This window comes from Pseudomonas syringae group sp. 243L2 (genome assembly GCF_032587875.1).
Lineage (GTDB): Bacteria > Pseudomonadota > Gammaproteobacteria > Pseudomonadales > Pseudomonadaceae > Aquipseudomonas > Aquipseudomonas amygdali.
The window spans coordinates 737,651-762,567 of record NZ_JAWHPL010000040.1 but is presented as its reverse complement, the minus strand read 5'-3'; the positions used below and the strand labels follow the sequence as shown (position 1 = coordinate 762,567).

Below are 24,917 nucleotides of genomic sequence, written 5' to 3'. Positions count from 1 at the left end.
GCTTTATCCACAAGCGACCCACTTCTGCCTTCGAGCCTTTCATGTCAAACCACGCGATACCTGCGCGTCTACAACTGCGCCACATCACTAAACGGTATCCCGGCTGCCTGGCCAACGACGCTGTCGACCTGACGATTCAGCCCGGCGAGATTCATGCCCTGCTGGGAGAGAACGGTGCCGGCAAAAGCACGCTGATGAAGATCATCTATGGCGTGACGCAGCCCGACGCCGGGTCGATCATCTGGCAAGGCCAGGTGCAGACCATGCGCAATCCGGCACAGGCAAGAAGCCTGGGGATCGGCATGGTGTTCCAGCATTTCTCGCTGTTCGAAACCCTCAGCGTCGCGCAAAACATCGCCTTGGCTATGGGCGCTGCGGCAGGCACGCCCAAACAACTGGAACCGCGCATTCGCGAGGTTTCGCAACGCTACGGCATGGCAGTGGAGCCTCAGCGCCTGATCCATAGCCTGTCGATTGGCGAGCGGCAGAAAGTCGAAATCATTCGCTGCCTGATGCAGGACATTCGTCTGTTGATCCTCGACGAGCCCACCTCTGTGCTCACACCCCAGGAAGCCGAAGAGCTGTTCGTGACCCTCAGGCATCTGGCCGCAGAAGGCTGCAGCATTCTGTTTATCAGTCACAAGCTGGGCGAGGTTCGTGCCTTGTGTCACAGCGCAACCGTTCTGCGCAACGGTAAGGTATCCGGGCACTGTATCCCGGCTGAATGCTCCGATCTGGAGCTGGCGCGCTTGATGGTCGGTGATGCCGAAGGCTTGACCGCGCACTACGACAAAGTCAGCGGCAGCGAAGCCTTTCTGCGCATCGACAAGCTGTCCTGGCACAACCCGGACCCGTTCGGTTGCTCACTGAAAGACCTGAGCCTGGAAGTACGCAGCGGCGAAATCGTCGGCATCGCGGGCGTTGCCGGCAATGGTCAGGATGAATTGCTGGCGCTGCTGAGTGGCGAACAGACACTGCCTCATGCCCAGGCGACGACCCTGCGCTTCAAAGACACCCCGGTCGGCGACCTGCGCCCCGACGCCCGCCGCAAGCGTGGGCTGGCGTTCGTTCCGGCAGAGCGTCTGGGGCATGGTGCAGTGCCTGAACTCAGCCTGGCCGACAACGCTCTGCTGACCGCTTTCCAGCAAGGACTGGTGAGCAACGGCTTGATCCAGCGCGGCAAGGTTCGCGCACTGGCCGACGAAATCATCCGTCGCTTTGCGGTCAAGACGCCGGACGCACAGGCCGCGGCGCGCAGCCTCTCGGGCGGCAACCTGCAGAAATTCATTCTCGGTCGGGAAATCCTGCAAAACCCCAAACTGCTGATTGCTGCGCACCCGACCTGGGGCGTGGATGTCGGTGCTGCCGCAGCGATTCACCGGGCATTGATTGCCTTGCGTGACGCGGGGGCAGCCATTCTGGTGATTTCCGAAGACCTGGACGAGTTGTTCCAGATCAGCGACCGACTCGCCGCCCTGAGCGGCGGCCAGCTTTCCGACCTGATCCCCACTGAACAGACCAGCACCGTGCAAATCGGCGGCTGGATGGCGGGACAGTTCGATCATTCTCAAACCCAAGCCCACGTGCCTGGTTAACGGAGCAAAACATGCTGCTTTCTCTGGAACCGCGCGGCCAGCAATCGCGCGCCATGTTGTGGTGTTCCCCTTTACTGGCTGCCGTCCTGACACTGATCTGCGGCTCGCTGCTGTTCATCGGCCTGGGGCTCAACCCTTGGGTGACGCTGCACACCTTGCTGATCGCACCGGTCAGCGACTGGTATGGCGTGTCGGAATTGATGGTCAAAACCTTGCCGATTCTGCTCTGCGCGCTGGGCCTGGCGGTCGCGTATCAAGCGCGCATCTGGAACATCGGGGCGGAAGGCCAGTTGCTGCTCGGCGCATTGGCAGGCAGTGCCGTGGCGGTGAATATCATCGAGATGGAGAGTCGTTGGGCACTGGTCATGGTGCTGCTGGCCGGCACCCTCGCCGGCGCGGCTTGGGCGGGCGTGACCGCCTGGCTGCGCACACACTTCAACGCCAATGAAATCCTCACCAGCATCATGCTCAACTACATCGCCCTCAACTTGCTGCTGTACTTCGTGCACGGGCCGCTGAAGGACCCGGCCGGCATGAACTTCCCGGAGTCAGCGACCTTCGGCGACGCCAGCCGTCTGCCGCTGTTGATGGAGGATGGCCGCGCGCACATCGGCGTGTACTTCGCTCTGTTTGCGCTGGTCGCGGTGTGGGTGCTGCTGCAACGCAGTTTCGTCGGTTTTCAGATCAAGGTGCTGGGCCTGGACAAGCGTGCTGCCGGGTTTGTCGGCTTTCGAGAGAAACGCCTGGTCTGGCTCGCACTGTTGATCAGTGGCGCGCTGGCCGGGCTGGCCGGCGTATCGGAAGTGACAGGGCCGATCGGTCAACTGGTGCCGCAGGTCTCGCCAGGTTACGGCTATGCCGCGATCACCGTGGCCTTTCTCGGCCGCCTCAACCCCATTGGCATTCTGTTCTCCAGCCTGTTGATCGCCCTGCTGTACCTGGGTGGTGAAAGCGCACAAATGACCTTGAACCTGCCCTTGGCAATCACGCAATTGTTTCAGGGGATGATGCTGTTCTTCCTGCTGGCCTGTGATGTGCTGATTCTCTATCGCCCACGGTTGAAACTGCACTGGGCCAAGCGCCAGATGACAGCCGTCACAGGAGCCGCATGATGGATATCGACCTGCTGAGCAACATTTTCTATGCCATGGTCCGCTGCGGAACCCCCTTGATGCTGGTGGCGCTGGGCGAACTGATCTGCGAAAAAAGCGGCGTCATCAACCTGGGTCAGGAAGGCATGATGCTGTTTGGCGCGGTGATCGGTTTCATCATCGCCCTGAGTACCGGCAATCTATGGCTGGGCGTGCTGCTGGCGATGCTCGCTGGCATGCTGCTGTCGGCACTGTTTGCGCTGGTGGCGCTGGTGTTCAACGCCAATCAGGTCGCGACCGGGCTGGCGCTGACCATCTTCGGTGTCGGCCTTTCCAGCTTCGTCGGTGCCGCTTGGGTCGGCAAGCCATTGAGTGGTTTTGAACCGGTGGCCATCCCGCTGCTGAGTGACATTCCGCTGATCGGCCGCATGCTGTTTGCCCAGGACCTGCTCGTCTACCTGTCCTTTGCGCTGTTTGCGCTGGTCGCCTGGGCGCTGCTGAAAAGCCGCGTCGGGCTGATTATCCAGGCGGTCGGCGAAAATCCCGATGCGGCCAGCGCCATGGGCTTGCCAGTGTTGCGTGTACGCACGTTGGCCGTGCTGTTCGGCGGCGCAATGGCTGGGCTGGCCGGGGCTTACCTGTCGCTGGCCTATACGCCGATGTGGGCGGAAAACATGAGCGCAGGACGCGGCTGGATAGCCTTGGCGCTGGTGGTGTTCGCCAGCTGGCGCGTGTGGCGTCTACTGCTCGGTGCGTACCTGTTCGGCCTCGCCAGCATCCTGCACCTGGTCGCGCAAGGCATCGGCCTGGCCATCCCGTCCAACCTGCTGGCGATGCTGCCTTACCTCGCCACCATCATCGTCCTCGTCCTGCTCTCCCGCGACGCCCTGCGCACCCGGCTGTATGCGCCGGTATCGCTGGGCCAGCCGTGGCGGGCGGGTCATTGAGGAGCTAGCGGCGCAGATGGTTGACGCAGAGCGTCATGAACGGCATTCCCACGCTGGAGCGTGAGGAACGATAATCCCGACTATCGCGCCGATGCTCAGCGTCAGACATCTACCTTGAACGTTTCCGGCTCATGGAGATTCCAACACTGCATAGGCAGTAGTACGCTGCGGGGTCGAAACTTTCGAGAGGTCCTGCTGGCGCTGCCATGGAGTCTGTCTCTCAATTTGCCAAGGAATCATTCATGACCACTACCAAGAAAACCGCCCTCATTATCGGTGCTTCGCGTGGCCTCGGGCTCGGGCTGGTGCAGCGCTTGACCGAACAGGGCTGGCAGGTCACCGCCACGGTGCGTGATCCGCAGAACGCCGAAAACCTCAAAGCGGTAGAAGGCGTGCGCATCGAAGCGGTGGATCTGGACGAACCTGCTTCGCTGGAAGTGCTGGTCCAGAAGCTGCGTGGCGAGGTGTTCGACGTGCTGTTCGTCAATGCCGGGATTACCGGTGCGCAACACCAGAGCGCGGCAAAGTCGACCGCCGCCGAGCTTGGGCAGTTGTTCCTGACCAACGCTGTAGCGCCGATTCGTCTGGCCGAGCGCTTCGTTGAGCAAATCCGTCCCGGCACGGGCGTCCTGGCGTTCATGAGTTCGTGGCTGGGCAGCGTCACTTGCCCGGACGGCGCAAACCTTGCGCTGTACAAGGCCAGCAAGGCTGCACTCAATTCGATGACCAATACCTTTGTCACCGAGCTGGGCGAGAACCGTCCTACCGTGCTGTCGATGCATCCGGGTTGGGTGAAGACCGACATGGGCGGCGAAAATGCCGCCATCGACGTCATGACCAGCACCACCGGGCTTGTCGAACAGCTCAATGCCTACGCAGGCAAGGGCGGCCATCACTTCATCGATTACCAGGGCAAGACGATTGCCTGGTAATCGGCTGCTCGACTAGAATCGCCGTCCTTCGCCGGGGCGCACCTGACCCCGGCGACCCTGGATCAGCAGACAGGGCAACACTGAGCTGGCTAACCTGAACCTGTCTTTCAGAGGAGCCGGCCCATGCCTGCGATCCGTATCTGGTTGAAAAATCCCCTTGCCGTGTTCACTGCCAATGACCTGGACGCCCGTGGCGGTCTGGTGATCGAAGGCGGCGTCATCACTGAAGTGCTGGCCGCCGGACAACAACCGTCGACACCCTGCACACAGACATTCGATGCCCGCGAGCATGTGCTGCTGCCGGGGCTGATCAACACGCATCATCACTTCTACCAAACCCTCACCCGCGCCTGGGCACCGGTGGTCAACCAGCCATTATTCCCGTGGCTGAAAACCCTGTACCCGGTGTGGGCGCGCCTGACGCCAGAGAAGCTCGCGGTCGCCAGCAAGGTGGCGCTGGCTGAATTGCTGCTGTCGGGTTGCACAACGGCTGCTGACCATCACTACCTGTTCCCCGACGGGCTGGAACACGCCATCGATGTTCAGGTGCAAAGCGTTCGCGAGCTGGGTATGCGCGCAATGTTGACGCGTGGTTCGATGAGCCTTGGTGAAGCCGACGGAGGTTTGCCGCCACAGCAAACCGTGCAGCAGGGCGAGGTGATTCTAGCCGACAGTCAGCGCCTGATCGAGACCTATCACGAGCGCGGCGATGGTGCGCAGATCCAGATCGCGCTGGCACCCTGCTCGCCGTTTTCGGTCACGCCGCAGATCATGGCCGAGAGTGCGGCCATGGCCGAAAAACTCGACGTGCGCCTGCACACGCATCTGGCTGAAACCCTCGACGAAGAGGACTTCTGCCTGCAACGCTTCGGCCTGCGCACCGTGGATTATCTGGACAGCGTCGGCTGGCTCGGCCCGCGCACCTGGCTGGCCCACGGCATTCATTTCAACCCCGACGAGATTGCCCGCCTCGGCGCTGCGGGCACCGGCGTCTGTCATTGCCCAAGCTCGAACATGCGCCTGGCCTCTGGCATCTGCCCGACGCTGGAGCTGATCGCTGCCGGCGCGCCGCTGGGGCTCGGGGTCGATGGTTCGGCGTCCAACGATGCATCGAACATGATCCTGGAAACCCGCCAGGCGCTTTACCTGCAACGCCTGCGCTACGGCGCCGAAAAAATCACTCCGCAGCTCGTGCTGGGCTGGGCCACCAAGGGGTCAGCGCAATTACTGGGACGTACCGATATCGGTGAGCTGGCGGTGGGTAAACAGGCCGATCTGGCGCTGTTCAAGCTGGACGAACTGCGTTTTTCCGGCAGCCATGATCCGCTCTCGGCGCTGTTGCTGTGCGGCGCTGACCGTGCCGACCGAGTGATGGTTGGCGGTCAGTGGCGAGTGATTGACGGGCAGGTTGAAGGCCTGGATATCAAGCAGTTGATTGCCGATCACAGCCAGGCCGCGCGGGAGTTGATTCGGGGCTGAACGTGCGGGGCGATAATCTCAACTATCGTGCGACGCTCCGCGTCGGCATGCCGTTCAAGACGCTCTGCGTCCTCTTGCGACGCAGAGCGTGGGGCGATAGGCAATAGGCCCTAAAGCCCCAGGCACGACAGCATGATGAACGTCGCGAACAGCACGAAGTGGGTCATGCCTTCGATGGCGTTGGTTTCGCCGTCGTTGAGGTTGATGGCGGACACCAGCAGGGTGATGAAGATCATCACGGTCTGCACCGGCGTCATGGCCATCTGGAACGGCTGGCCGCTGTAAAGCGCCATCGCTTCCATGACCGGAACCGTCAGAATCACGGTGGACAACGATGCACCCAAAGCGATGTTGACCACTGACTGCATGCGGTTGGCGAGTGCCGCGCGCAGGGCGGTCAGAATCTCCGGTGCAGCGGAAATGGCGGCCACCAGAATGGCGGTCATCACTGGCGGTGCCCCCGTCCCTTCCAGGCCCAGGTCGACCGTCTTGGACATCACTTCAGCCAGCGCGCCAATCACCACCACACCGGTGACCAATGTGACAATCGAGCGGGTCAGGTTGACCGGCTCTGCATGCTGTTCAGCCTGATCCGAGCCCTGGCGTTTTTTCTTTTCCGGATAGCTGTAGCTGAAAAAGTAACTGTGCGGCCCGACCTGCATGCGCAGGAACAGCGTGTAGAGCAGAATCATCGCGCCAATGGTGAACGCCGAATAGATCTTCCAGTCGCCTTTGGGGATGAACTCGGGCACCACCATCGACACGCCCATGGCGGTGAGGATCATCACGCTATAGGTGCGCGCCGAGTCATCGTTATAGGACTGCTCGCCGTGCTTGATACCGCCCATCAGCGCGGCCAGGCCAAGGATGCCGTTGATGTCGAGCATTACCGCCGAGTAAATCGTGTCCCGCACCAGCGTCGGCGATGGCTCGTTGCTCATCATGATCGCCAGAATCACCACTTCGACCAGCACCGCCGAGAGCGTGAGGATCATCGTCCCGTAGGGGTCACCGACCTTTTCCGCGAGCATTTCGGCGTGGTGCGCGACGCGCATCGAGGCGCAGACGATGAAGCCGACCAGCGCCAACCCGGAAACCAGTGCGACGACCTGTCCGTTGCCCAGCAGCACATGCTCCAGCGGATAGGCGACAAACATGGCAATGATTGCCAGCAGTAGAAACTTTTCTTGCTTGAGCAAAGCGCCCATTACTTTCTCCAAACCCTTGCGACAGATCGCCGCGGATAGTCATGAACGTGTCTGTCATTGAAGCCGTTCAGAGTGCGGTGTGTGACAAAAGGTTTCAACAAATGACCCGAATGAGAACTGCACCCACACGTAAATGACTTTTGATCCCGTCGTCACGATGTGAAATAGTGCCCGCCGTTTTCAACAATAGCGCCCGCCGTTTTCTTCGCGGCCTTCAGGGCGCGCCTGTTTTCATGATTCCGCTTTGTTAGAAAGGACCTTCGCCATGCGTGCTTTTCGACTTCCGCACCTGCTGGCTTGCGGCCTGCTGACCTTGATGGCCAGCGCCGCCCAGGCCGCGCCTATCGACATCGATGACGGCCAACACAAAGTCCACCTGCCTGACACTCCCAAGCGCGTAGTGGTGCTGGAGTTCTCGTTTCTCGACGGACTGGCTTCGGTCGGTGTGACGCCGGTCGGTGCCGCCGACGATGGCGATGCCAACCGCGTACTGCCCAAGGTGCGCAAGGCCGTCGGCGAATGGCAGTCCGTGGGGCTGCGCTCGCAACCCAATATAGAAGTGATCGCGCGGCTCAAGCCGGACCTGATCATTGCCGACCTCGGCCGCCATCAGGCGCTTTACAACGATCTGGCCAGCCTGGCACCAACACTGATGCTGCCGTCGCGCGGCGAGGATTATCAGGGCAGTCTGAAATCTGCCGAGCTGATCGGCGTGGCGCTCGGCAAAGGCCCAGAGATGCAGGCGCGGATCGCGGAGAACCGCCAGCACCTGAAGACTGTTGCCGAGCAGATTCCGGCCAACACCAACGTGCTGTTCGGCGTCGCCCGCGAAGACAGCTTCTCGGTGCACGGCCCGCACTCTTATGCGGGCAGCGTGTTGCAGGCGATCGGTCTGAAGGTCCCGGAAGTACGCAAAGACGCCGCGCCCACCGAATTCGTCAGCCTGGAGCAGTTGCTGGCATTGGACCCGAACTGGTTGCTGGTCGGTCATTATCGTCGCCCGAGCATCGTCGACAGCTGGAGCAAGCAGCCGCTGTGGCAGGTGCTTGGCGCAGTACGTAACAAGCAGGTAGCTGAAGTGGATGGCGACAGCTGGGCGCGCAATCGCGGGATCATGGCGTCCGAGCAGATCGCCGACGATGCGCTTGCCGTACTCAAGGGCGGCAAGGCCGTGCTGAACCCGTAAATGCGCCGCTGGCTGATGGCGGGCGTGATCACCGCGACCTGCCTGGGACTGTTCTGGGTGTCGCTGTTCGCCCTGTCTTCGTTCAGCATTCGTCAGGTAGATGCCTGGAACGGACTGTTCACGCAGGGTCGCGAGGGCGGCAACATCGCTTATATCGTTGCGCAATTGCGCGTGCCACGCGCCTTGTGCGCGGCGCTGGTCGGTGCCTGCCTGGGCGTGGCGGGCGCGTTGATGCAGGGCATCACCCGCAACCGTCTGGCCTCCCCGTCATTGTTTGGCGTCACGGCGGGCGCAGCGTTGGGGCTGGCGCTGTTTTCCACAGGTCTGGTCGCTCTGCCCTTCCCCGGTGGCGCGCTGCTGATGACCTGCCTCGGTGGTGCGTTGGCATGGATCACAGTGTTCAGTCTTGGCGGCGCATGGTCGCCTGCCACCGCTCAGGGGCGACTGGTGCTGGCGGGTGTCGCCGTCGCCGCGCTGTGCGCAGCCTTGACCCGCCTCACTGTGATTCTTGTCGAAGCACAGGCGCAAAGTGTCCTCAACTGGCTGGCCGGTTCACTGGCCAACGTCGGCGCGGCGCAGTTGCAACTGCTCTGGCCTTGCACGCTGATCGGTCTGGTGCTGGCGATTGCCTGTGCGCCGCGCCTGAACCTGATCAACCTCGGCGAAGACGCTGCCCGTTCACTGGGCGTACGCATCGGTGCCTTGCGCCTGCTGGTGTTCGTGGTCAGCTTGCTGCTGGTCGGCGCCAGCGTCTGTGCGGTGGGGCCGATAGCATTTGTCGGCCTGATCGCGCCGAACATTGCTCGCCAATGGCTGGGCAATGACTACCGCTGGTTGATCCCGATCAGCGCCGGACTGGGTGCGGCTATCGTGCTGGCTTCCGACCTGATCAGCCGCGCCGTGGCATTCCCCGTGGAAACGCCGGCCGGCGTGGTCACGGCGTTGATTGGCGCGCCGTTCTTTCTGTTTCTGGCGAGGCGCGCGCTATGAACCAGTCCCGCTCACGGCTGTTGTTGCTGATTGTGTTGCTGGTACTGGCCCTGCTGTTGAGCCTCAGCGCGGGCACCGTCTGGCTGACGCCCGGCGCGGTGCTCGATCATCTGATCGCCCACGACAGCAAGGACTTCGAAGTCTGGAATCACCGCCTGCCACGCGGACTGCTCGCAATCATGACCGGCTGCGCGTTCGGCCTGGCGGGTGCCATCGTGCAAGGTGTGATTCGCAACCCGCTGGCCTCGCCGGAAATTCTTGGCGTGACCCAGGGCGCAGGGCTGGCGCTGACCATCGCGATTATCGGCCTGCCGCAATTGCCGGTGGCCGCGCTGCCGTTTGTGGCGTGTCTGGGCGGTGCAGCGGGGGCATTGCTGCTGGCGTTGTACAACACCGGCGTGCAGTTCTCTGGCGTGCGTTTCGCGCTCTCCGGGGTAGCGATTGCCGTGACGCTGTCGAGCATCACCGAATTTCTGATTCTGTCCAACCCGCTGGATATCAATACCGCCCTGCTGGCCCTGACCGGCAGTTTGTGGAGCCGTAACTGGCACCATGTGTTGCTGGCCTCGCCGCTTCTGCTGCTGATCCCGCTCAGCTTGCTGCTGGCCAAACCGCTGAACCTGATCGGCCTGGGCGATGAAGCAGCGCAGAGCCTGGGTACCGGCCTCAAACGTACGCGCTGGCTGGCGATGAGCAGTGCCGTGCTGTTGACCAGCCTGGGCGTGGGCATCATCGGACCGGTGAGTTTTGTCGGGCTGGTCGCGCCACACATGGCACGCCGTCTGGTCGGCGGTCATCATCAATACCTGCTGCCCGCCTCCATGATATTGGGCGCGTTATTGCTGGTGCTGGCCGATACGCTGGGGCGCACATTGATCGCACCCAGCGAGATCCCCGCCGGGATTCTCACGGCGGTGATCGGCGCTCCGTATTTCCTCTGGCTGCTGGCCCGATTCAAAGGTTGATCCCATGAGTATTCTGAAGGCGCAGCAACTCGACATCGGCTACGGCGCGACGCGGATCGTGCAAGACCTGTCATTCAGCCCGCCGCCTGCGCAGGTCACCGCGCTGATCGGCCCCAACGGTTGCGGCAAATCCACACTGCTCAAAGCCTTCGCCCGGATTCTCACCCCGCAATCGGGCAGCCTCAGCCTGGACGGCAAAGCCTACCGTCAGCTGTCGGCCAACGAGCTGGCGCGCAAGGTGGCTTTTCTGCCGCAAGTGCTGCCGATTCCGGAAGGCGTCAGCGTACGCCAGCTGGTGGCGTACGGTCGCAGTCCGCACAACAGTCTGTGGGGACGCTTGAGCGGGGCCGATCAGCGCAGTGTCGAACAAGCGCTGCAACGCATGGAGCTGGAAACCCTGGCCGACCGGCCGCTGTCCGACCTTTCCGGCGGGCAGCGCCAACGAGCGTGGCTGGCGATGATCCTCGCGCAGGACGCCGCCATCGTCTTGCTCGACGAGCCCACCACCTATCTGGACATCAGCCATCAGGTCGAACTGCTGGACCTGATGCGCGAACTCAGCGCCGAAGGCAAAACCGTGATTACCGTGCTGCACGACATCAATCAGGCCTGTCGCTATGCCGACCATCTGGCGGTCATGCAGGGTGGACGTCTGGTGACCTGCGGCGCGCCGGGCGATGTACTGACGGCCGAGCTGGTCTGCCAGGTGTTCGATGTGCAGGTGCAGATCATGCGCGAACCCGTGGCCGGTACGCCGATGTGCATTGTCGAGCGCAGCACGCGCTGCACCAGTTAGCGGCGCAGCCCACCGCACCTGCACCTTCTCGCTGCACTACGCGTTACACACGAGTCTGTTTTAGATTCTGGCCGAAGGCCGTGGGAGCGAACTTGTTCGCGAAAGGGTCGGCATATTCTCCGAAAATGCATCGTCTGAACGACCTCCTTCGCGGACAAGCCCGCTCCTACACACGCACTATTGCTACAGGGTGAAGCACGCCAGCATCGTAAGTTGTCCTGTTGGTCAGTTATTTGCATTGCTCGGGCATGCACTCCAACAAGACCGCAAGGAGCTAGACCCGATGCACCTGACCAACCCACGTCGTCCCCTGAAAAAACTGCTGTGTGCCATGGCCGCCGTTGTCGGCATTGGCTCCAGCCTGCTCGCCTCGGCAGCCGATCCGCTGAAAGTCGGATTCGTCTACATCGGCCCCATCGGCGACCACGGCTGGACCTATCAGCATGAACAGGGCCGTCAGGCGATGGTCAAGGCGCTGGGTGACAAGGTGACCAGCAGCTACGTGGAAAACGTGCCGGAGGGCGCGGACGCCGAGCGGGTTATCCGCAACATGGCCAAGGGCGGTTACGACCTGATTTTCAGTACCTCGTTCGGCTACATGAACCCCACTCTGAAAGTCGCCAAGCAATTCCCCAAGGTGAAGTTCGAGCACGCGACCGGCTATAAGCAGGACAAGAACATGGGCACGTATCTGGCCCGTACCTATGAGGGTCGCTACGTGAGCGGCTACATCGCCGCGAAGATGACCAAGACCAAGAAGATCGGTTATGTCGCCTCGTTCCCGATTCCTGAAGTGCTGCGCGACATCGACGCCATCCAGCTGGCGCTGAACAAATACAACCCGGGCACCGAGATCAAAGTGGTGTGGGTCAACTCCTGGTTCGATCCGGGCAAGGAAGCCGATGCTGCCAACGCACTCATCGATCAGGGCGTTGATGTGGTCTTCCAGCACACCGACAGCCCTGCGCCGATCCAGACCGCCGAGCGTCGTGGCGTGTATGCCGTCGGTTATGCCTCGGACATGGCTCACTTTGGACCGAAAGCAGTGCTGACCTCCATCGTCAACAACTGGGGCCCGCATTACATTCAGGCCGCCGAGGGCGCAATCGCAGGCACCTGGAAACCACAGGATTACTGGGGCGGCCTGAAAGAAGGTACGGTCGAGCTGCCGATCAGCGACGTGGTGCCTGCCGATGTGAAGGCCGAAGCGCAGAAGATCATCGCCAGCATCGAAAGCGGCGAATTCCACCCGTTCACCGGACCGATCAAGGACCAGAACGGCACCGTGAAAATTGCTGACGGCGTGGTTGCAACCAACGCTGAGCTGGCGTCGATGAACTATTACGTCGAAGGGATCAAGGCCGAACTGCCTAAATAACCGCCTGGCGTCTCGTGCCTGCTTCGGCGGGCACGCTCATCGACAGCGAACACCACATGATTTCCAGGACCGTTAATGGACCAGCTTCCCGTCATCGACATAGCCCCGCTCTACGGCACCGACCTTGAGGCCTGGCAGGATGTCGCCCGGCAGATCGACAGTGCCTGTCGGCAATGGGGTTTCTTTTATATCAAGGGCCACCCGATCAGCGCGCAACGCATCGAGCAGGTGCAATCGGCAGCCAAAGACTTTTTCGCTCGTCCGGCAGCCGAAAAGCTCATCATCGACATCACGCAAAGCACCCATCATCGTGGCTACGGTGCCATCGCTACAGAGCAACTGGACCCCAGCCTGCCGAGTGACCTGAAGGAAACCTTCGACATGGGCCTGCATCTGGAGGCAGGCCATCCCGACGTGCTGGCTGGCAAACCATTGCGCGGGCCCAATCGGCACCCGGACATTCCCGGCTGGGAAAGCCTGATGGAACAGCATTACCTGGACATGCAGGCATTGGCGCAAACCCTGCTGCGCGCCATGACCCTGGCGCTGGGCATCGAACGCGATTTCTTCGATCAGCGCTTCAAGGACCCGGTCAGCGTGCTGCGCATGATTCATTACCCACCGCGTGATACGGCGACCTCGGCCGAGCAACAAGGCGCAGGCGCGCATACCGATTATGGCTGCATCACCCTGTTGTATCAGGACACGGCGGGCGGCTTGCAGGTGCGCGACGTGCGGGGCGAATGGATCGACGCACCGCCGATTGACGGTACGTTCGTGGTCAATCTCGGCGACATGATGGCGCGCTGGAGCAACGACCGTTATCTGTCCACGCCGCACCGGGTTATCAGCCCGCTTGGCGTCGACCGCTATTCGATGCCGTTTTTCGCCGAACCGCATCCCGACACGCGTATTGAATGCCTGCCCGGTTGCCAGAGCGAAAGCCAGCCAGCGCGCTATCCTGTTACAACCTGCGCCGAGTTTCTGCTGTCGCGCTTTGCTGATACCTATGCTTACCGCCGCGATCAGGAGGCAAGTTGAACGTTCGGTCAGGTTTTACCCTGCGCAGCGACGTGCATCTGTAGAATGCCCGCGATCTGCACCTGATGAGAAAAGAATATGTACGACTGGTTGAACGCCCTGCCCAAGGCAGAACTGCACTTGCACCTCGAAGGTTCGCTGGAACCCGAGTTGCTGTTCGCCCTGGCAGAGCGCAACAAAATTGCCCTGCCGTGGAATGACGTCGAAACCCTGCGCAAGGCCTATGCCTTCAACAACCTGCAGGAATTCCTTGATCTGTATTACCGCGGTGCGGACGTTTTGCGCACAGAGCAGGACTTCTACGACCTGACCTGGGCTTACCTGCTGCGCTGCAAGGAACAGAACGTTATCCACACCGAACCGTTCTTCGATCCGCAAACCCACACTGACCGGGGCATCCCGTTTGAAGTGGTGCTGGCCGGGATTACCGGTGCGCTGAAAGACGGCAAGTCGAAGCTGGGCGTCGACAGCGGTCTGATCCTGAGCTTCCTGCGTCACCTGTCCCAGGAAGAAGCCGAAAAAACCCTCGATCAGGCGCTGCCGTTCCGTGATGCGTTCGTCGCCGTGGGCCTCGATAGCTCCGAGATGGGCCACCCGCCAAGCAAGTTCCAGCGCGTATTTGATCGCGCCCGCAACGAGGGCTTCCTGACCGTCGCCCACGCCGGAGAAGAAGGCCCGCCGGAATACATCTGGGAAGCACTGGACCTGCTGAAGATCGAGCGCATCGACCACGGTGTACGCGCCATTGAAGACGAGCGACTGATGCAGCGCATCATCGACGAACAGATCCCGTTGACCGTCTGCCCGCTGTCCAACACCAAGCTTTGTGTGTTCGACGACATGGCCCAGCACAACATCCTCGACATGCTCGAGCGTGGCGTGAAGGTCACCGTCAACTCGGACGACCCGGCCTACTTCGGAGGCTACGTGACCGAAAACTTCCATGCGCTGTACACCCACCTGGGCATGACTGAAGATCAGGCAAAACGCTTGGCACAAAACAGCCTGGATGCACGACTGGTCAAGCCCTAGGGAGTGATTGAGCGGCTCCCCCATCGTTCCTCACGCTCCGCGTCGCAACAGGACGCGAAGCGTCCGGAACGGCATGCAAAAGCGGAGCAGTGACACGATAGTGGTGGGGCAAGCCACACCTGCGGTTCCCGTCAAGCCGCCGCCGCGATCTTGCTGATTTCCCGCTGCCCACTGGAGGAGACCTGCAAGGTGCTGGGCTCCTCGGTGGTGCGCAGCCAGCCCATTTGGAAGAATAACTGCAGCAGCCCTGCCCCCAGCGCGCCGCCAAGGTGCGGGTTGCGATCATTCCATTTCGGGCAGGCACATACCGTTTCACGCTTGCGCTGTGCCAGCGCCGGTATGTAAATACCGCGCTCGGCAAAACTGGCCATACCCTTGCTCGTGACCTCGACACGCTTCTCTTGCTGTTCTATCCAGCCCGCCTCCAGAAGGCGCTGATAAAGCTCGGCGGCCATTTCGCCGCCCAGATGATCGGAGCAGATTCTTGCACGGCGTAGCGGCAACGGCGGCATAGGCTGAGCAAACCTGCGGCTGATCTGTTCGGCACTGGCCAGCGAGGCACAGGCCAGAGCTTCTACAGCGGCCCCCACTTCCGGCGCGGCGAGGCGAAAGAAGCGCTTGCGACCCCGCGCCTCCTGTTTCAACAAACCGCCGCTGGTCAGACGCGCCAGGTGCGCGCCTGCAGAAGAAGTCGAGAGTCCCGCCAAAATCGCCAACTCATCGGCAGGACGAGCAGTACCATCCATCAGTGCCCAGATCATTGCGCTGCGCTTGGGGTCGGCCAGCAATGTTGCGATCTGGCTGATGCAAGGTCCGTATTCCATGTGTTCACTCCCTGTTGAAACATTCATCTATCGTGATGACTGGGTGAAAGCAATCACGCCTCGGTAGAGTTGAACGTGGTTCTTATATGAAATGACAAGTATAAACTCTATGCCCTTCGGCCCCAGTGGGCGAAAAACGATTCGTACAAACTGTTGTTGTACAACAGCTCGAAAAAACCCACGTTTCTCTCTCGCCCGATCGGCAGGAAGATCTTCCTGCCTTAACGGCAAACCCCCTCTAGCAAAGGGGTTCCGACCATTACTTCAAAAAGAGATTGAAAAAACAAGCGTAATACCCATGACAAAACCGCCAAAACCACTCAACAACAGTCAGTTTTAACTTCGCCTGAGAGTTGAAACTTTGCACCGTTGAAACACTTTCAAATATTATATTTTCCGACACTTCCGAAGGTTATTTCCTACCCGGACGTGGCTATTAAAACAAACCAACGGGCGACGGACCTACAGCCTGTTGCTTACAACGTGACCTGAGCATTTCCAGCAACAGAATGACCGGCTTGCTGAGCTGCGCCCGGTGGGCGCATAACAGGTTCAGCGGCGCTCGCTCGCCGATCAAATCAGGCATCAGTACTTTCAGGTGCCCGGCCCGTACATCTGCGGCAACGTCCAGCCAGGATTTGTACGCCACACCTTCGCCCGCTACTGCCCAGCGGCGCACTACATCTGCGTCGTCACTGAACCGGTTGCCGCTGACCGTCAGGCTGATTTCGCGCTTGCCATCATTCAGCGTCCAGCGGTCATGCACACGATCACCGAGCATGAACAACAGGCAGTTATGCTGCGCCAGTTGCTCAACCTGCTGCGGTTCGCCATGACGCTGCAGGTAACTCGGCGCGGCACACAACACCCGCCGGTTGTCAGGCAACACCGGCAATGCGACCAGGCTTGAATCCTCCGGCTCGCCGTAACGCAGCGCCACATCGACCGGCTGGCGGAACAGGTCGGCAATACGATCATCCAGCAACAGGCGCACGGTCAGTTGCGGATGTTGCTGCTGAAATTCGTCGAGCCAGGGCAAGAGTACGTTACGTCCCAGATCCGACGGTGCCGAGAGTTGCAACACGCCCTCACAACGGTCCTGGCTGCTGGCCAGCAGGCGCCGCCCTTCTTCCAGACTGCCAAGTGCAGCGCGAGCATACTCCAGAAACCCCTCGCCTTCGGCGGTCAGACGCAGGCTGCGCGTCGAACGTGCCAGCAAGCGCGCACCCAATTGCCGTTCAATACGTTTGAGCGCCGCGCTGGCAACCGCCGCAGACATGTCCATCACCCGCGCTGCGGCAGAAAGACTGCCCAGGTCCGCTGCACGAACGAACAACTGCAAGTCGTCAAAACGCAACATCAATGCCTCGTATTATCAAAATAAAATTGAAAGAGCCTGCCGTTTTAGCGGGTTTTATCTTTACTGGAAATAGCCAATGATCTCTTCATCATTTTTTCCGAAGAGGCCCGTCATGAAAGCAATCGCGTATTACCACTCGCTGCCGATCAGCGACGCACTGTCATTGCAGGACATCGAACTGCCTGAACCGGTGGCTGGCGCTCGTGATCTGCTGGTAGAGGTCAAGGCCATCTCCGTCAACCCGGTGGACACCAAAATTCGCCAGAACGTCCAGCCCGAGGACGGCGCTCCCAAGGTGCTGGGCTGGGATGTGGCAGGTGTCGTGAAAGCGGTGGGTAGCCAGGTCACGCTGTTCAAGCCGGGTGACAAGGTGTTCTATGCCGGCTCCCTGACCCGGCCGGGTGGCAACAGCGAACTGCATGTGGTCGACGAGCGTATTGTCGGGCATATGCCAAAAACCCTGAGCTTTGCCCACGCAGCCGCGTTGCCGTTGACGGCGATCACTGCCTGGGAGCTGTTGTTCGAGCGCCTGCAGATCGCTCAGCAAAAAGGCGAAGGCTCGCACAGCCTGCTGATCGTCGGTGCAGCGGGCGGTGTAGGTTCGATCCTTACCCAGTTGGCACGTCAGCTGACCACCCTGAAGGTCATCGGCACCGCTTCCCGGCCTGAGACCGAAAGCTGGGTCCGCGAACTGGGCGCACACGAAGTGCTGAACCACAGCAAGCCGTTGAGCGAAGAACTGAAGCGCGTCGGCCTGAACCAGGTGACCCATGTGGCCAGCCTGACCCAGACCGAACAGCATCTGGACCAGTTGGTCGAGGCGCTCAAGCCACAGGGCAAGCTGGCGCTGATCGACGATCCCAAGTCACTGGATGTGTCGAAGCTCAAGCGCAAGAGCCTGTCGCTGCACTGGGAGTTCATGTACACGCGGTCGATGTTCGAAACCGAGGACATGATCGAACAGCACAACCTGCTCAACCGGGTGGCCGAGCTGATCGACGCCGGAACGCTGAAAACCACCTTTGGTGAGCACTTCGGCAGCATCAACGCAGAGAATCTGCGCCGCGCTCATGCCCTGCTGGAAAGTGGCAAGGCCAAGGGCAAGGTTGTACTGGAAGGGTTCTGAACGCGATATGGTTGTGTCAGCGCATCGCGTGACTGACACAACCGTTGCGCCGAATCAGACAGGCTTCGCCTGTGCATCCCGCGTGCCTTGCGCACGGCGTGTCAGTACCGAAAGGCCGACTGTCAGCACACCGCACAGGCTGATAACCAACGCCATGGGTGTGGCCGTGCCGTCATGCAACAAGCCCACTAGGCTGGCGGCGATGGCGGCAACACTGAATTGCAGACAACCCAGCAGCGCCGAGGCACTGCCCGCACGCGCCCACTGGCCGCTCATCGCGCAGGCTGACGCATTGGGGATGATGCACCCAAGGCTTGCCACGCAAATGAACAATGGCACCAGCAGCGGCCAAAGCGCTTCGGTGCGCAGCAAGCTGATCGCCAGCAACACCAGCGCCGCGGTCAGATAGATCCAGACCGTTCGTGACAGCAAAAATGCCGGCCCCGTCTTGCGCAGCAGACGCGCATTGATCTGCGCGACCAGAATGAAACCCGCCGCGTTCATCCCGAACAGCCAGCCATAATGCTCGGCCGGTACGCCGTACAGCTTGATGAACACGAACGGCGACCCGGCGACGTAAGCGAACATTCCGGCCATGGCAATGCCGCCCGTCAGGGCATGGCCGATGAAGACGCGGTCCTGCAGCAGGTTGACGTACTGGCGAAATGCGCCACTCAACGGCTGACGAGGCGTGCTGGCGGGCATGCTTTCCGGCAGCCCCAGTGCAACCGCCGCCAGGCAGGCACCACTGAAAAGCGCCAGGCTGACAAAGATCGATTGCCAGCCAAAGGTGCTGACCAGTACTCCGCCAAGCATGGGTGCCAGAATCGGAGCCAGGCCCATGACCAGCATCAGTTGTGAAAAGACCTTGGCCGACTCGACGGCATTGCACTTGTCACTGACGATTGCCCGCGACAACACCATCCCGGCACAGCCGCCCAACGCCTGAACGAAGCGCGCACCAATCAGCCATTCAAGGCTCGGCGCAAAGGCGCAGGCTATCGAGGCGAGCATGAACAAGGTAACGCCGAACAGCAGCGGAATGCGCCGGCCGAACCGGTCAGCCACCGGACCATAGGCCAGTTGTCCCAGGGAAAGCCCGAGAAAGTAAGCCGCGAGGGTCAACTGAATATGTTTTTCGTCGGTCCCGAAATACGAGGCCATGGCCGGAAAGCCAGGAAGATAAAAGTCGATGGCCAGAGGGCCGAAGGCACTCAATGAGCCAAGGATAAGGATTGTGCGTAGATTCATCGGGTGTCCATTAACGGGTGCAGGGCAACGGGTTAGTCTAACCGGCTTACCTTGCAGAGAACGAAGGACAGGGTAATTAATTCAAAACTTTTCAAAGTTTACAGACAGGGAGACCGCTCCGGTCTCCCTGACCCGCGTCATGCCGGCTGCGCCTGATAACCCTCTTCGCTGATCAACCTGACGATCTGCTCGGGTGACAGACTGCTTTGTACCTTCACCTGCTTGCTGGCCAGTTCAACCTGAACATCAGCGCCTGGGTCGTCGTTCTTGATCGCTTGAGTCACCGCGCGAACACAGTGCCCGCAGGTCATGCCTTGAACATTGAATAACTGCATGGTGTCACTCCCTTATTGATGGATAGCGAGCATCTTCAACCTTGTCATCGTGGCAAGGTCAAGTTTCTGTTATCGCTGCCGGGCTGGTATTCGAGCTGATCGTGAGCCAAGCTGACTCATCAACGTTTACATCAGGAGTATCAGCGATGCGCTGGTCAGCAGTGAGCCTCTTCAGCATTCTCGGTTTCTTGGCTATCGCACCCGCCACTCAGGCCGATCAGGATTACGGCATCCTGATCATTTCCCGAGAGCGCCTGGAAGTCGCGACCTCCTGTGAGATCGGCATCTATGTGCAGGACCGTCTGGCCGGAAGGCTTTTTCAGGAGGACTCGGTGTCTTTCAACCTGCCTCCCGGTGAAGTGTCGATAAGACTGAGCACCCTGCGGGGTACCGTGGTGGGCTGCGAACCGGGAATGGAAGCGCCGCGCAGCACCAAGATCCAGCTCCGCTCGGGCGATATCATCAAATACCGTATCGCCGCGGACCTGAACGGCATGTACCTCAAGAAAGCCGACCTCAACTATTGATTCGCGCTTGACCTTGCCCATGTGGCAAGGTTGATCCTTGCAGGTATCCAGCCTCAGGGAGTGATTCACATGCAACAAACCACCACCTTCGACCTGCCGATCAGCGGCATGACCTGCGCCAGTTGTGCGGGTCGGGTCGAGCGTGCTCTGGCCAAAGTGCCGGGGGTCAACAGCGTGACGGTCAACCTGGCCAATGAGCGCGCCCATGTAGACACCGCAGCACAGACCGATCCGCAAACCCTGATCGACGCCGTCAGCCGTGCCGGCTACAGCGCAACGCTGGTTGAGGATCGCCACGCCGAAGCTGACCAGAAAGCACGCCACCTGCATAACGAACGATGGGCCCTGCTGTTGGCCATCGCGCTGGCACTGCCGTTGATCGCGCCAATGTTACTGACGCCGCTGGGCGTTCACTGGATGCTGCCCGCCTGGGCGCAATTCGCACTGGCGACACCGGTGCAATTCGTTCTGGGGGCGCGTTTTTATCTGGCTGCCTGGAAGGCCGTACGCGCGGGCGCAGGCAATATGGACCTGCTGGTCGCCATCGGCACCAGCGCGGGCTACGGCTTGAGCGTCTACCAATGGCTGAGTGCTGCACCCGGCACCACGCCGCATCTGTATTTCGAAGCATCGGCGGTGGTTATCGCGCTGGTGCTGTTGGGCAAATACCTGGAAAGCCGCGCCAAGCGTCAGACGGCCAGCGCCATTCGTGCCCTCGAGGCACTACGCCCGGAACGCGCCCTGCGCGTGGTCGACGGCCTCGCACAGGACGTCGCGATCAGCTCACTGCAGCTTGGCGATCAAGTGCTGGTCAAACCTGGCGAACGGTTTCCTGTGGACGGCGAAGTGGTCGAAGGCAGCAGCCATGCTGACGAAGCGCTGATTACCGGTGAAAGCCTGCCGGTGGCCAAGCAGACGGGTGACAAGATCACGGGCGGGGCCATCAACGGCGAGGGCCAGTTGCTGGTGAGAACTACAGCGCTGGGCGCGGAAACAGTGCTGGCGCGCATCATTCGGCTGGTCGAAGACGCTCAGGCGGGCAAGGCCCCGATCCAGAAACTGGTGGATAAAGTCAGCCAGGTGTTTGTACCCACTGTACTGGGGATTGCCTTTTTCACGCTGGCAGGCTGGCTGCTGGCTGGAGCCTCGCTTGAAGTGGCGCTGATCAATGCGGTCGCCGTATTGGTGATTGCCTGCCCCTGCTCTCTGGGCCTTGCGACACCTACAGCGATCATGGCCGGAACCGGCGTGGCGGCGCGCTACGGCATTCTGATCAAGGATGCAGAGGCACTGGAGCGCGCCCACGCTGTGGATGCCGTGGTATTCGACAAGACAGGCACGCTGACCGCAGGCACGCCGCGCATCACCAACATGAGTGCGGTGTCGGGCAATGAAGAACACCTGTTGCAACTGGCGGGCGCACTGCAACGCGGCAGTGAACACCCATTGGCCAGGGCGGTGCTCGATGTGTGTCATGAATGGCAACTCAAGCTCGATGCAGCCGAAAACAGCCATGCCCTCAGCGGCCGGGGCATAGCGGGCACCGTTCAGGGCCGGGAGCTGGCGCTGGGCAATCGACGCCTACTGGATGAAAGCGGCCTGCCCATCGGCGAACTGGCCGAATCTGCGCGTATCTGGGAAGCCGAAGGGCGAACGCTGTCCTGGCTGATCGAGCAGGCCCCGGAGCCGAAGGTCATCGGCATGTTTGCCTTTGGTGACACACTCAAGCCCGGAACGGATCAGGCGATCAGGGCGCTGAACGCACGCGGCATTACCAGCCATCTGCTGACCGGCGATAACCGTGGCAGCGCTCAAGTAGTCGCCAAGACCTTGGGGATACACGATGTACATGCCGAAGTGCTGCCTGCCGACAAGGCGGCCACCGTCACCCAGCTGAAAAACCATCATGTGGTTGCCATGGTCGGTGACGGCATCAACGATGCACCGGCGCTGGCGGCTGCGGATGTGGGTATTGCGATGGGCGGCGGAACGGACGTCGCGATGCATGCAGCAGGCATCACCTTGATGCGCGGCGACCCGCGACTGGTTCCAGCGGCGCTGGACATCAGCCGACGGACCTACGCAAAGATCCGCCAGAACCTGTTCTGGGCATTCGTCTACAACCTGATCGGTATTCCCCTCGCGGCGCTGGGCTACCTCAACCCGGTACTGGCTGGCGCGGCCATGGCGCTGTCCAGTGTCAGCGTGGTGAGCAATGCGCTGCTGCTGAAAACCTGGAAACCACGTGATCTGGAGGACACGCCATGAACATCGGTCAGGCGGCGAAAAGCAGTGGTTTGAGCGCGAAGATGATCCGCTACTACGAGTCCATCGGTCTGCTGCAAGCGGCACATCGCAGCGACAGTGGCTATCGCCTGTACAGCGCCGACGATTTACACACACTGGCGTTCATCAAACGCTCGAGAGACCTGGGGTTCTCGCTGGAGGAAGTCGGCAAACTGCTGACCCTCTGGCAAGACCGCCAACGCGCCAGCGCCGACGTCAAGGCGCTGGCCCGCCAGCATATCGTGCAGCTGAATCAGAAGATCGACGAACTGGCCAGCCTGCGCGATACGCTTCAGGAACTGGTAGAACACTGCCACGGCGACGACCGCCCGGACTGCCCGATCCTCAAGGACCTGGCGTCAGGAGGGTGTTGTTGATTGGGATGCCTGCCGCTCAAGAGCGGACGCAGAGCGTCCAGAACTGCATGCGACGCAGAGCGTCGCACGATAGTTGAGATCATCGTTCCGCACGCTCCAGCGTCGGAATGCAGTTCGTGACGCTCTGCGTCACACGGCGACGCAGAGCATTGCACGAGAGTCAGTCAGTTTTTACTGCATCCACGGCGGCGGTGGTTCTTCGGTGGATTTGCTCGGTGGCGCATCGTCTGCCGCACGAGCTGCCTGACGGCGAGCTTCGTCGAGACGGGCGGCTTCGATTTCGCGCAGTACGCCGCCCACATCGGCTTCGTCCTCCGGCTCGTCGAACTCACCAGTCAACACCGTGGCGGGCGACAAAGTGCCAGCCTCGTAGTACGACCACATTTCCTTGGCGTATTTGGTCTTTCTGAGCTCCGGCGCGAAGCGGCCGAAGTACAGCGCCATGTTGCCAACGTCACGCTCCAGCATGCTGAACGCGTGGTTGTTGCCCGCGGCGTCGACTGCTTGCGGCAAGTCGATGATGACCGGGCCGGACGGTGCCAGCAGCACGTTGAACTCGGAAAGGTCACCGTGCACCAGACCGGAACACAGCATCAGCACGATCTGCTCGATCAGGAACGCGTGATACTCGCGTGCCTGATCCGGCTCCAGCACCACATCGTTCAGACGCGGCGCAGCGTCGCCATACTCGTCGGCCACCAGTTCCATGAGCAGTACGCCTTCCAGGAAGTCGTACGGCTTGGGCACCCGGACACCCGCGCTGGCCAGACGAAACAGTGCAGCCACTTCGGCGTTCTGCCAGGCGTCTTCGGTTTCCTTGCGCCCGAACTTCGAGCCCTTGGCCATGGCCCGGGCCTGGCGACTGTTGCGTACCTTGCGGCCTTCCTGATACTCGGCCGCCTGACGGAAACTGCGTTTGTTAGCCTCCTTGTAAACCTTGGCACACCGCAGCTCATTGCCACAGCGCACCACATAAACAGCTGCCTCTTTACCACTCATGAGCGGGCGCAGCACCTCGTCGACCAGACCGTCTTCGATCAGGGGTTCAATGCGTTTAGGAGTTTTCATCAGCTTTTATTGTGGGTCCTTTGTTGCCAGATACGCGATTGTTGCCGTTATACGGCAATCCTCCGCCAGCGAGTAGGGGTAGGGGCCAGTGGATTGAAAGGTTTTTTAAGCAAAAACCACGCAATCCCCCGGTTTAAAGCACCTTTCGTGCCGTACAGGCGATAAAAGATATTCGGGGACAAAACGTGTAAAGCCCGAAAAATCTACGCTAGATATACTCGTTAGTACGCAATACAACCTGGCGTTACTTGAACAAATCACCGGGCGTATACCCGAACAAGCCCTTGAACGCAGCGATGAAAGCCGACGTCGAGTCATACCCACAGGCCAGCGCGGTATGCGTCACACTGGCGCCCTCTTCCAGTGCAGAAAGTGAGGACAGTAACCGTGCCCGCTGCCGCCAGCCGCGAAAGCTCAATCCGGTTTCCCGCTGAAACAGGCGCATCAGGGTTTTCTCGGATGTGCCAAGACGTGCCGCCCAGTCGTGCAGGGTAATCAACTGGCCGGGTTCTTCGATCAGCTCGTTGCATAGCCCCAGCAAACGCGGGTGACGCGGCAACGGCAGCGAAAAACCGACTTCCGGCAAGTGCGCCAACTGGTCCAGCAATACCTGCACCAGCCGCGCCTCATGGCTGTCCTGCTCGGGATAGTCCACGGGTAACAGGCAGAAGCTCTTGATCAGTTCGCGGGCCAGCGGCGTGACTTCCAGCACCCGGCAACGCTGTGGTGCCCAGCCCGAATCAGCCGTGCGAATGTACAGGCTGCGCATTTCGGCACGCATGGAGGTCACGACCTCGTGTTCAAGCCCGGCCGGCACCCAGACGCCCCACTGTGGCGGTGCAAAAAAACTGCCCTCGGCGGTGTGCACACCCAGCACCCCGCTGATCGCATAGGAAAACTGCACCCAGTCGTGACGATGGGGCGGCGTCCACGAACCGGCACTGAGGCTTTCAGCGCGGGCATACAGCGGGCGCGGCAGACCGGACAGTGCCGGTATCTGCCGCTCGCCAGTGGGATGTCGCATATCGATCTGTCCGTTAGTCGGCATCTTATGGCCTTATGTCGCAAGACGGATATGGCGCAACAGAGTAGCCTGCGCACATCCTTGTTTACAAAAGTTGTC

At 60.8% G+C, this 24,917-nt stretch carries 23 protein-coding genes; 16 read left to right on the top strand and 7 right to left on the bottom strand.

The window, feature by feature from the left end; all coding sequences use genetic code 11:
- The first annotated feature begins 41 nt into the window (after positions 1 to 41).
- The 5 genes from RYB66_RS26410 to RYB66_RS26390 all read left to right on the top strand — a co-directional run bounded on the left by RYB66_RS26410 (position 42) and on the right by RYB66_RS26390 (position 6,044).
- Positions 42 to 1,595, top strand: coding sequence for an ABC transporter ATP-binding protein (locus tag RYB66_RS26410; protein WP_316895873.1), 1,554 nt, complete (start codon positions 42 to 44; stop codon positions 1,593 to 1,595).
- A gap of 11 nt (positions 1,596 to 1,606) precedes the next feature.
- Positions 1,607 to 2,707 carry an ABC transporter permease gene (locus RYB66_RS26405; RefSeq protein ID WP_316895870.1) on the top strand — a complete coding sequence of 367 codons (1,101 nt, stop codon included), beginning with the start codon at positions 1,607 to 1,609 and terminating at the stop codon, positions 2,705 to 2,707.
- On the top strand, positions 2,707 to 3,633 hold the full coding sequence (locus RYB66_RS26400) for an ABC transporter permease (protein WP_316895893.1): 927 nt from the start codon (positions 2,707 to 2,709) through the stop codon (positions 3,631 to 3,633). Before RYB66_RS26405 ends, RYB66_RS26400 begins: the two co-directional genes overlap by 1 nt.
- Before the next feature lie 242 nt (positions 3,634 to 3,875).
- Positions 3,876 to 4,565 (top strand): SDR family oxidoreductase, encoded by a 690-nt coding sequence (locus RYB66_RS26395; RefSeq protein ID WP_005742916.1) that lies wholly within the window; start codon positions 3,876 to 3,878, stop codon positions 4,563 to 4,565.
- 123 nt (positions 4,566 to 4,688) lie between these two features.
- The gene (locus RYB66_RS26390; protein ID WP_316895868.1) at positions 4,689 to 6,044 is read left to right on the top strand and encodes an 8-oxoguanine deaminase; all 1,356 of its coding nucleotides are present in this window, start codon (positions 4,689 to 4,691) and stop codon (positions 6,042 to 6,044) included.
- Positions 6,045 to 6,154: 110 nt separating this feature from the next.
- Here the strand turns inward: RYB66_RS26390 and RYB66_RS26385 are convergent, their stop codons facing one another.
- Entirely contained in the window at positions 6,155 to 7,252 is a 1,098-nt protein-coding gene (locus tag RYB66_RS26385; protein WP_004659338.1) for a calcium:proton antiporter, read from the bottom strand.
- A 265-nt stretch (positions 7,253 to 7,517) separates the two neighbouring features.
- Between RYB66_RS26385 and RYB66_RS26380 the strand changes: the two genes are divergently transcribed.
- The 7 genes from RYB66_RS26380 (at position 7,518) to RYB66_RS26350 (ending at position 14,640) form a co-directional block, all read left to right on the top strand.
- The gene (locus RYB66_RS26380) at positions 7,518 to 8,438 is read left to right on the top strand and encodes a Fe(3+) dicitrate ABC transporter substrate-binding protein FecB (protein ID WP_003431850.1); all 921 of its coding nucleotides are present in this window, start codon (positions 7,518 to 7,520) and stop codon (positions 8,436 to 8,438) included.
- A complete protein-coding gene (gene fecC, locus RYB66_RS26375) occupies positions 8,439 to 9,428 on the top strand; it encodes an iron-dicitrate ABC transporter permease FecC (RefSeq protein WP_002555519.1) in 990 nt (329 codons plus the stop codon). It begins immediately after the preceding gene.
- Positions 9,425 to 10,393, top strand: coding sequence for a FecCD family ABC transporter permease (locus RYB66_RS26370; protein ID WP_316895866.1), 969 nt, complete (start codon positions 9,425 to 9,427; stop codon positions 10,391 to 10,393). The genes fecC and RYB66_RS26370 overlap by 4 nt, the downstream gene beginning before the upstream one ends.
- A gap of 4 nt (positions 10,394 to 10,397) precedes the next feature.
- Positions 10,398 to 11,189 carry a Fe(3+) dicitrate ABC transporter ATP-binding protein FecE gene (fecE, locus tag RYB66_RS26365; protein ID WP_016980654.1) on the top strand — a complete coding sequence of 264 codons (792 nt, stop codon included), beginning with the start codon at positions 10,398 to 10,400 and terminating at the stop codon, positions 11,187 to 11,189.
- Positions 11,190 to 11,472: 283 nt separating this feature from the next.
- A complete protein-coding gene (locus tag RYB66_RS26360; protein ID WP_003366477.1) occupies positions 11,473 to 12,567 on the top strand; it encodes a BMP family ABC transporter substrate-binding protein in 1,095 nt (364 codons plus the stop codon).
- 75 nt (positions 12,568 to 12,642) lie between these two features.
- The gene (locus RYB66_RS26355; protein WP_005731181.1) at positions 12,643 to 13,608 is read left to right on the top strand and encodes a 2-oxoglutarate and iron-dependent oxygenase domain-containing protein; all 966 of its coding nucleotides are present in this window, start codon (positions 12,643 to 12,645) and stop codon (positions 13,606 to 13,608) included.
- Positions 13,609 to 13,686: 78 nt separating this feature from the next.
- The gene (locus RYB66_RS26350; RefSeq protein ID WP_005742922.1) at positions 13,687 to 14,640 is read left to right on the top strand and encodes an adenosine deaminase; all 954 of its coding nucleotides are present in this window, start codon (positions 13,687 to 13,689) and stop codon (positions 14,638 to 14,640) included.
- Between the two features lie 131 nt (positions 14,641 to 14,771).
- On the opposite strand, the gene RYB66_RS26345 is transcribed toward RYB66_RS26350, so the two are convergent.
- Both RYB66_RS26345 and RYB66_RS26340 read right to left on the bottom strand, forming a co-directional pair.
- Entirely contained in the window at positions 14,772 to 15,464 is a 693-nt protein-coding gene (locus RYB66_RS26345) for an ArsR/SmtB family transcription factor (protein ID WP_005742923.1), read from the bottom strand.
- Positions 15,465 to 15,900: 436 nt separating this feature from the next.
- Complete coding sequence (locus RYB66_RS26340; protein WP_005742924.1) at positions 15,901 to 16,824, bottom strand: LysR family transcriptional regulator; 924 nt, start codon at positions 16,822 to 16,824, stop codon at positions 15,901 to 15,903.
- A gap of 112 nt (positions 16,825 to 16,936) precedes the next feature.
- Here RYB66_RS26340 and RYB66_RS26335 point away from each other — a divergent pair, with 112 nt between their 5' ends.
- Positions 16,937 to 17,950 carry a zinc-binding alcohol dehydrogenase family protein gene (locus tag RYB66_RS26335; protein WP_005778965.1) on the top strand — a complete coding sequence of 338 codons (1,014 nt, stop codon included), beginning with the start codon at positions 16,937 to 16,939 and terminating at the stop codon, positions 17,948 to 17,950.
- A gap of 54 nt (positions 17,951 to 18,004) precedes the next feature.
- Here RYB66_RS26335 and RYB66_RS26330 read toward each other — a convergent pair whose 3' ends face one another.
- Entirely contained in the window at positions 18,005 to 19,201 is a 1,197-nt protein-coding gene (locus RYB66_RS26330; RefSeq protein WP_005742926.1) for a multidrug effflux MFS transporter, read from the bottom strand.
- A gap of 137 nt (positions 19,202 to 19,338) precedes the next feature.
- Entirely contained in the window at positions 19,339 to 19,536 is a 198-nt protein-coding gene (locus tag RYB66_RS26325) for a heavy-metal-associated domain-containing protein (protein WP_004659353.1), read from the bottom strand.
- Positions 19,537 to 19,682: 146 nt separating this feature from the next.
- Between RYB66_RS26325 and RYB66_RS26320 the strand changes: the two genes are divergently transcribed.
- From RYB66_RS26320 to cueR, 3 genes are all read left to right on the top strand, one after another.
- Positions 19,683 to 20,063, top strand: coding sequence for a hypothetical protein (locus RYB66_RS26320; protein ID WP_044295517.1), 381 nt, complete (start codon positions 19,683 to 19,685; stop codon positions 20,061 to 20,063).
- A gap of 69 nt (positions 20,064 to 20,132) precedes the next feature.
- Positions 20,133 to 22,331 (top strand): heavy metal translocating P-type ATPase, encoded by a 2,199-nt coding sequence (locus RYB66_RS26315; protein WP_316895862.1) that lies wholly within the window; start codon positions 20,133 to 20,135, stop codon positions 22,329 to 22,331.
- Positions 22,328 to 22,726 (top strand): Cu(I)-responsive transcriptional regulator, encoded by a 399-nt coding sequence (gene cueR, locus RYB66_RS26310; RefSeq protein ID WP_005742930.1) that lies wholly within the window; start codon positions 22,328 to 22,330, stop codon positions 22,724 to 22,726. Before RYB66_RS26315 ends, cueR begins: the two co-directional genes overlap by 4 nt.
- A 171-nt stretch (positions 22,727 to 22,897) precedes the next feature.
- On the opposite strand, the gene RYB66_RS26305 is transcribed toward cueR, so the two are convergent.
- Positions 22,898 to 23,794: a PA4780 family RIO1-like protein kinase gene (locus RYB66_RS26305; protein ID WP_002555533.1), complete on the bottom strand. Its 897-nt coding sequence runs from the start codon at positions 23,792 to 23,794 to the stop codon at positions 22,898 to 22,900.
- A 244-nt stretch (positions 23,795 to 24,038) separates the two neighbouring features.
- Positions 24,039 to 24,842, bottom strand: a complete 804-nt coding sequence (locus tag RYB66_RS26300; protein WP_044295522.1) for an AraC family transcriptional regulator — start codon at positions 24,840 to 24,842, stop codon at positions 24,039 to 24,041.
- Positions 24,843 to 24,917 lie beyond the last annotated feature (75 nt).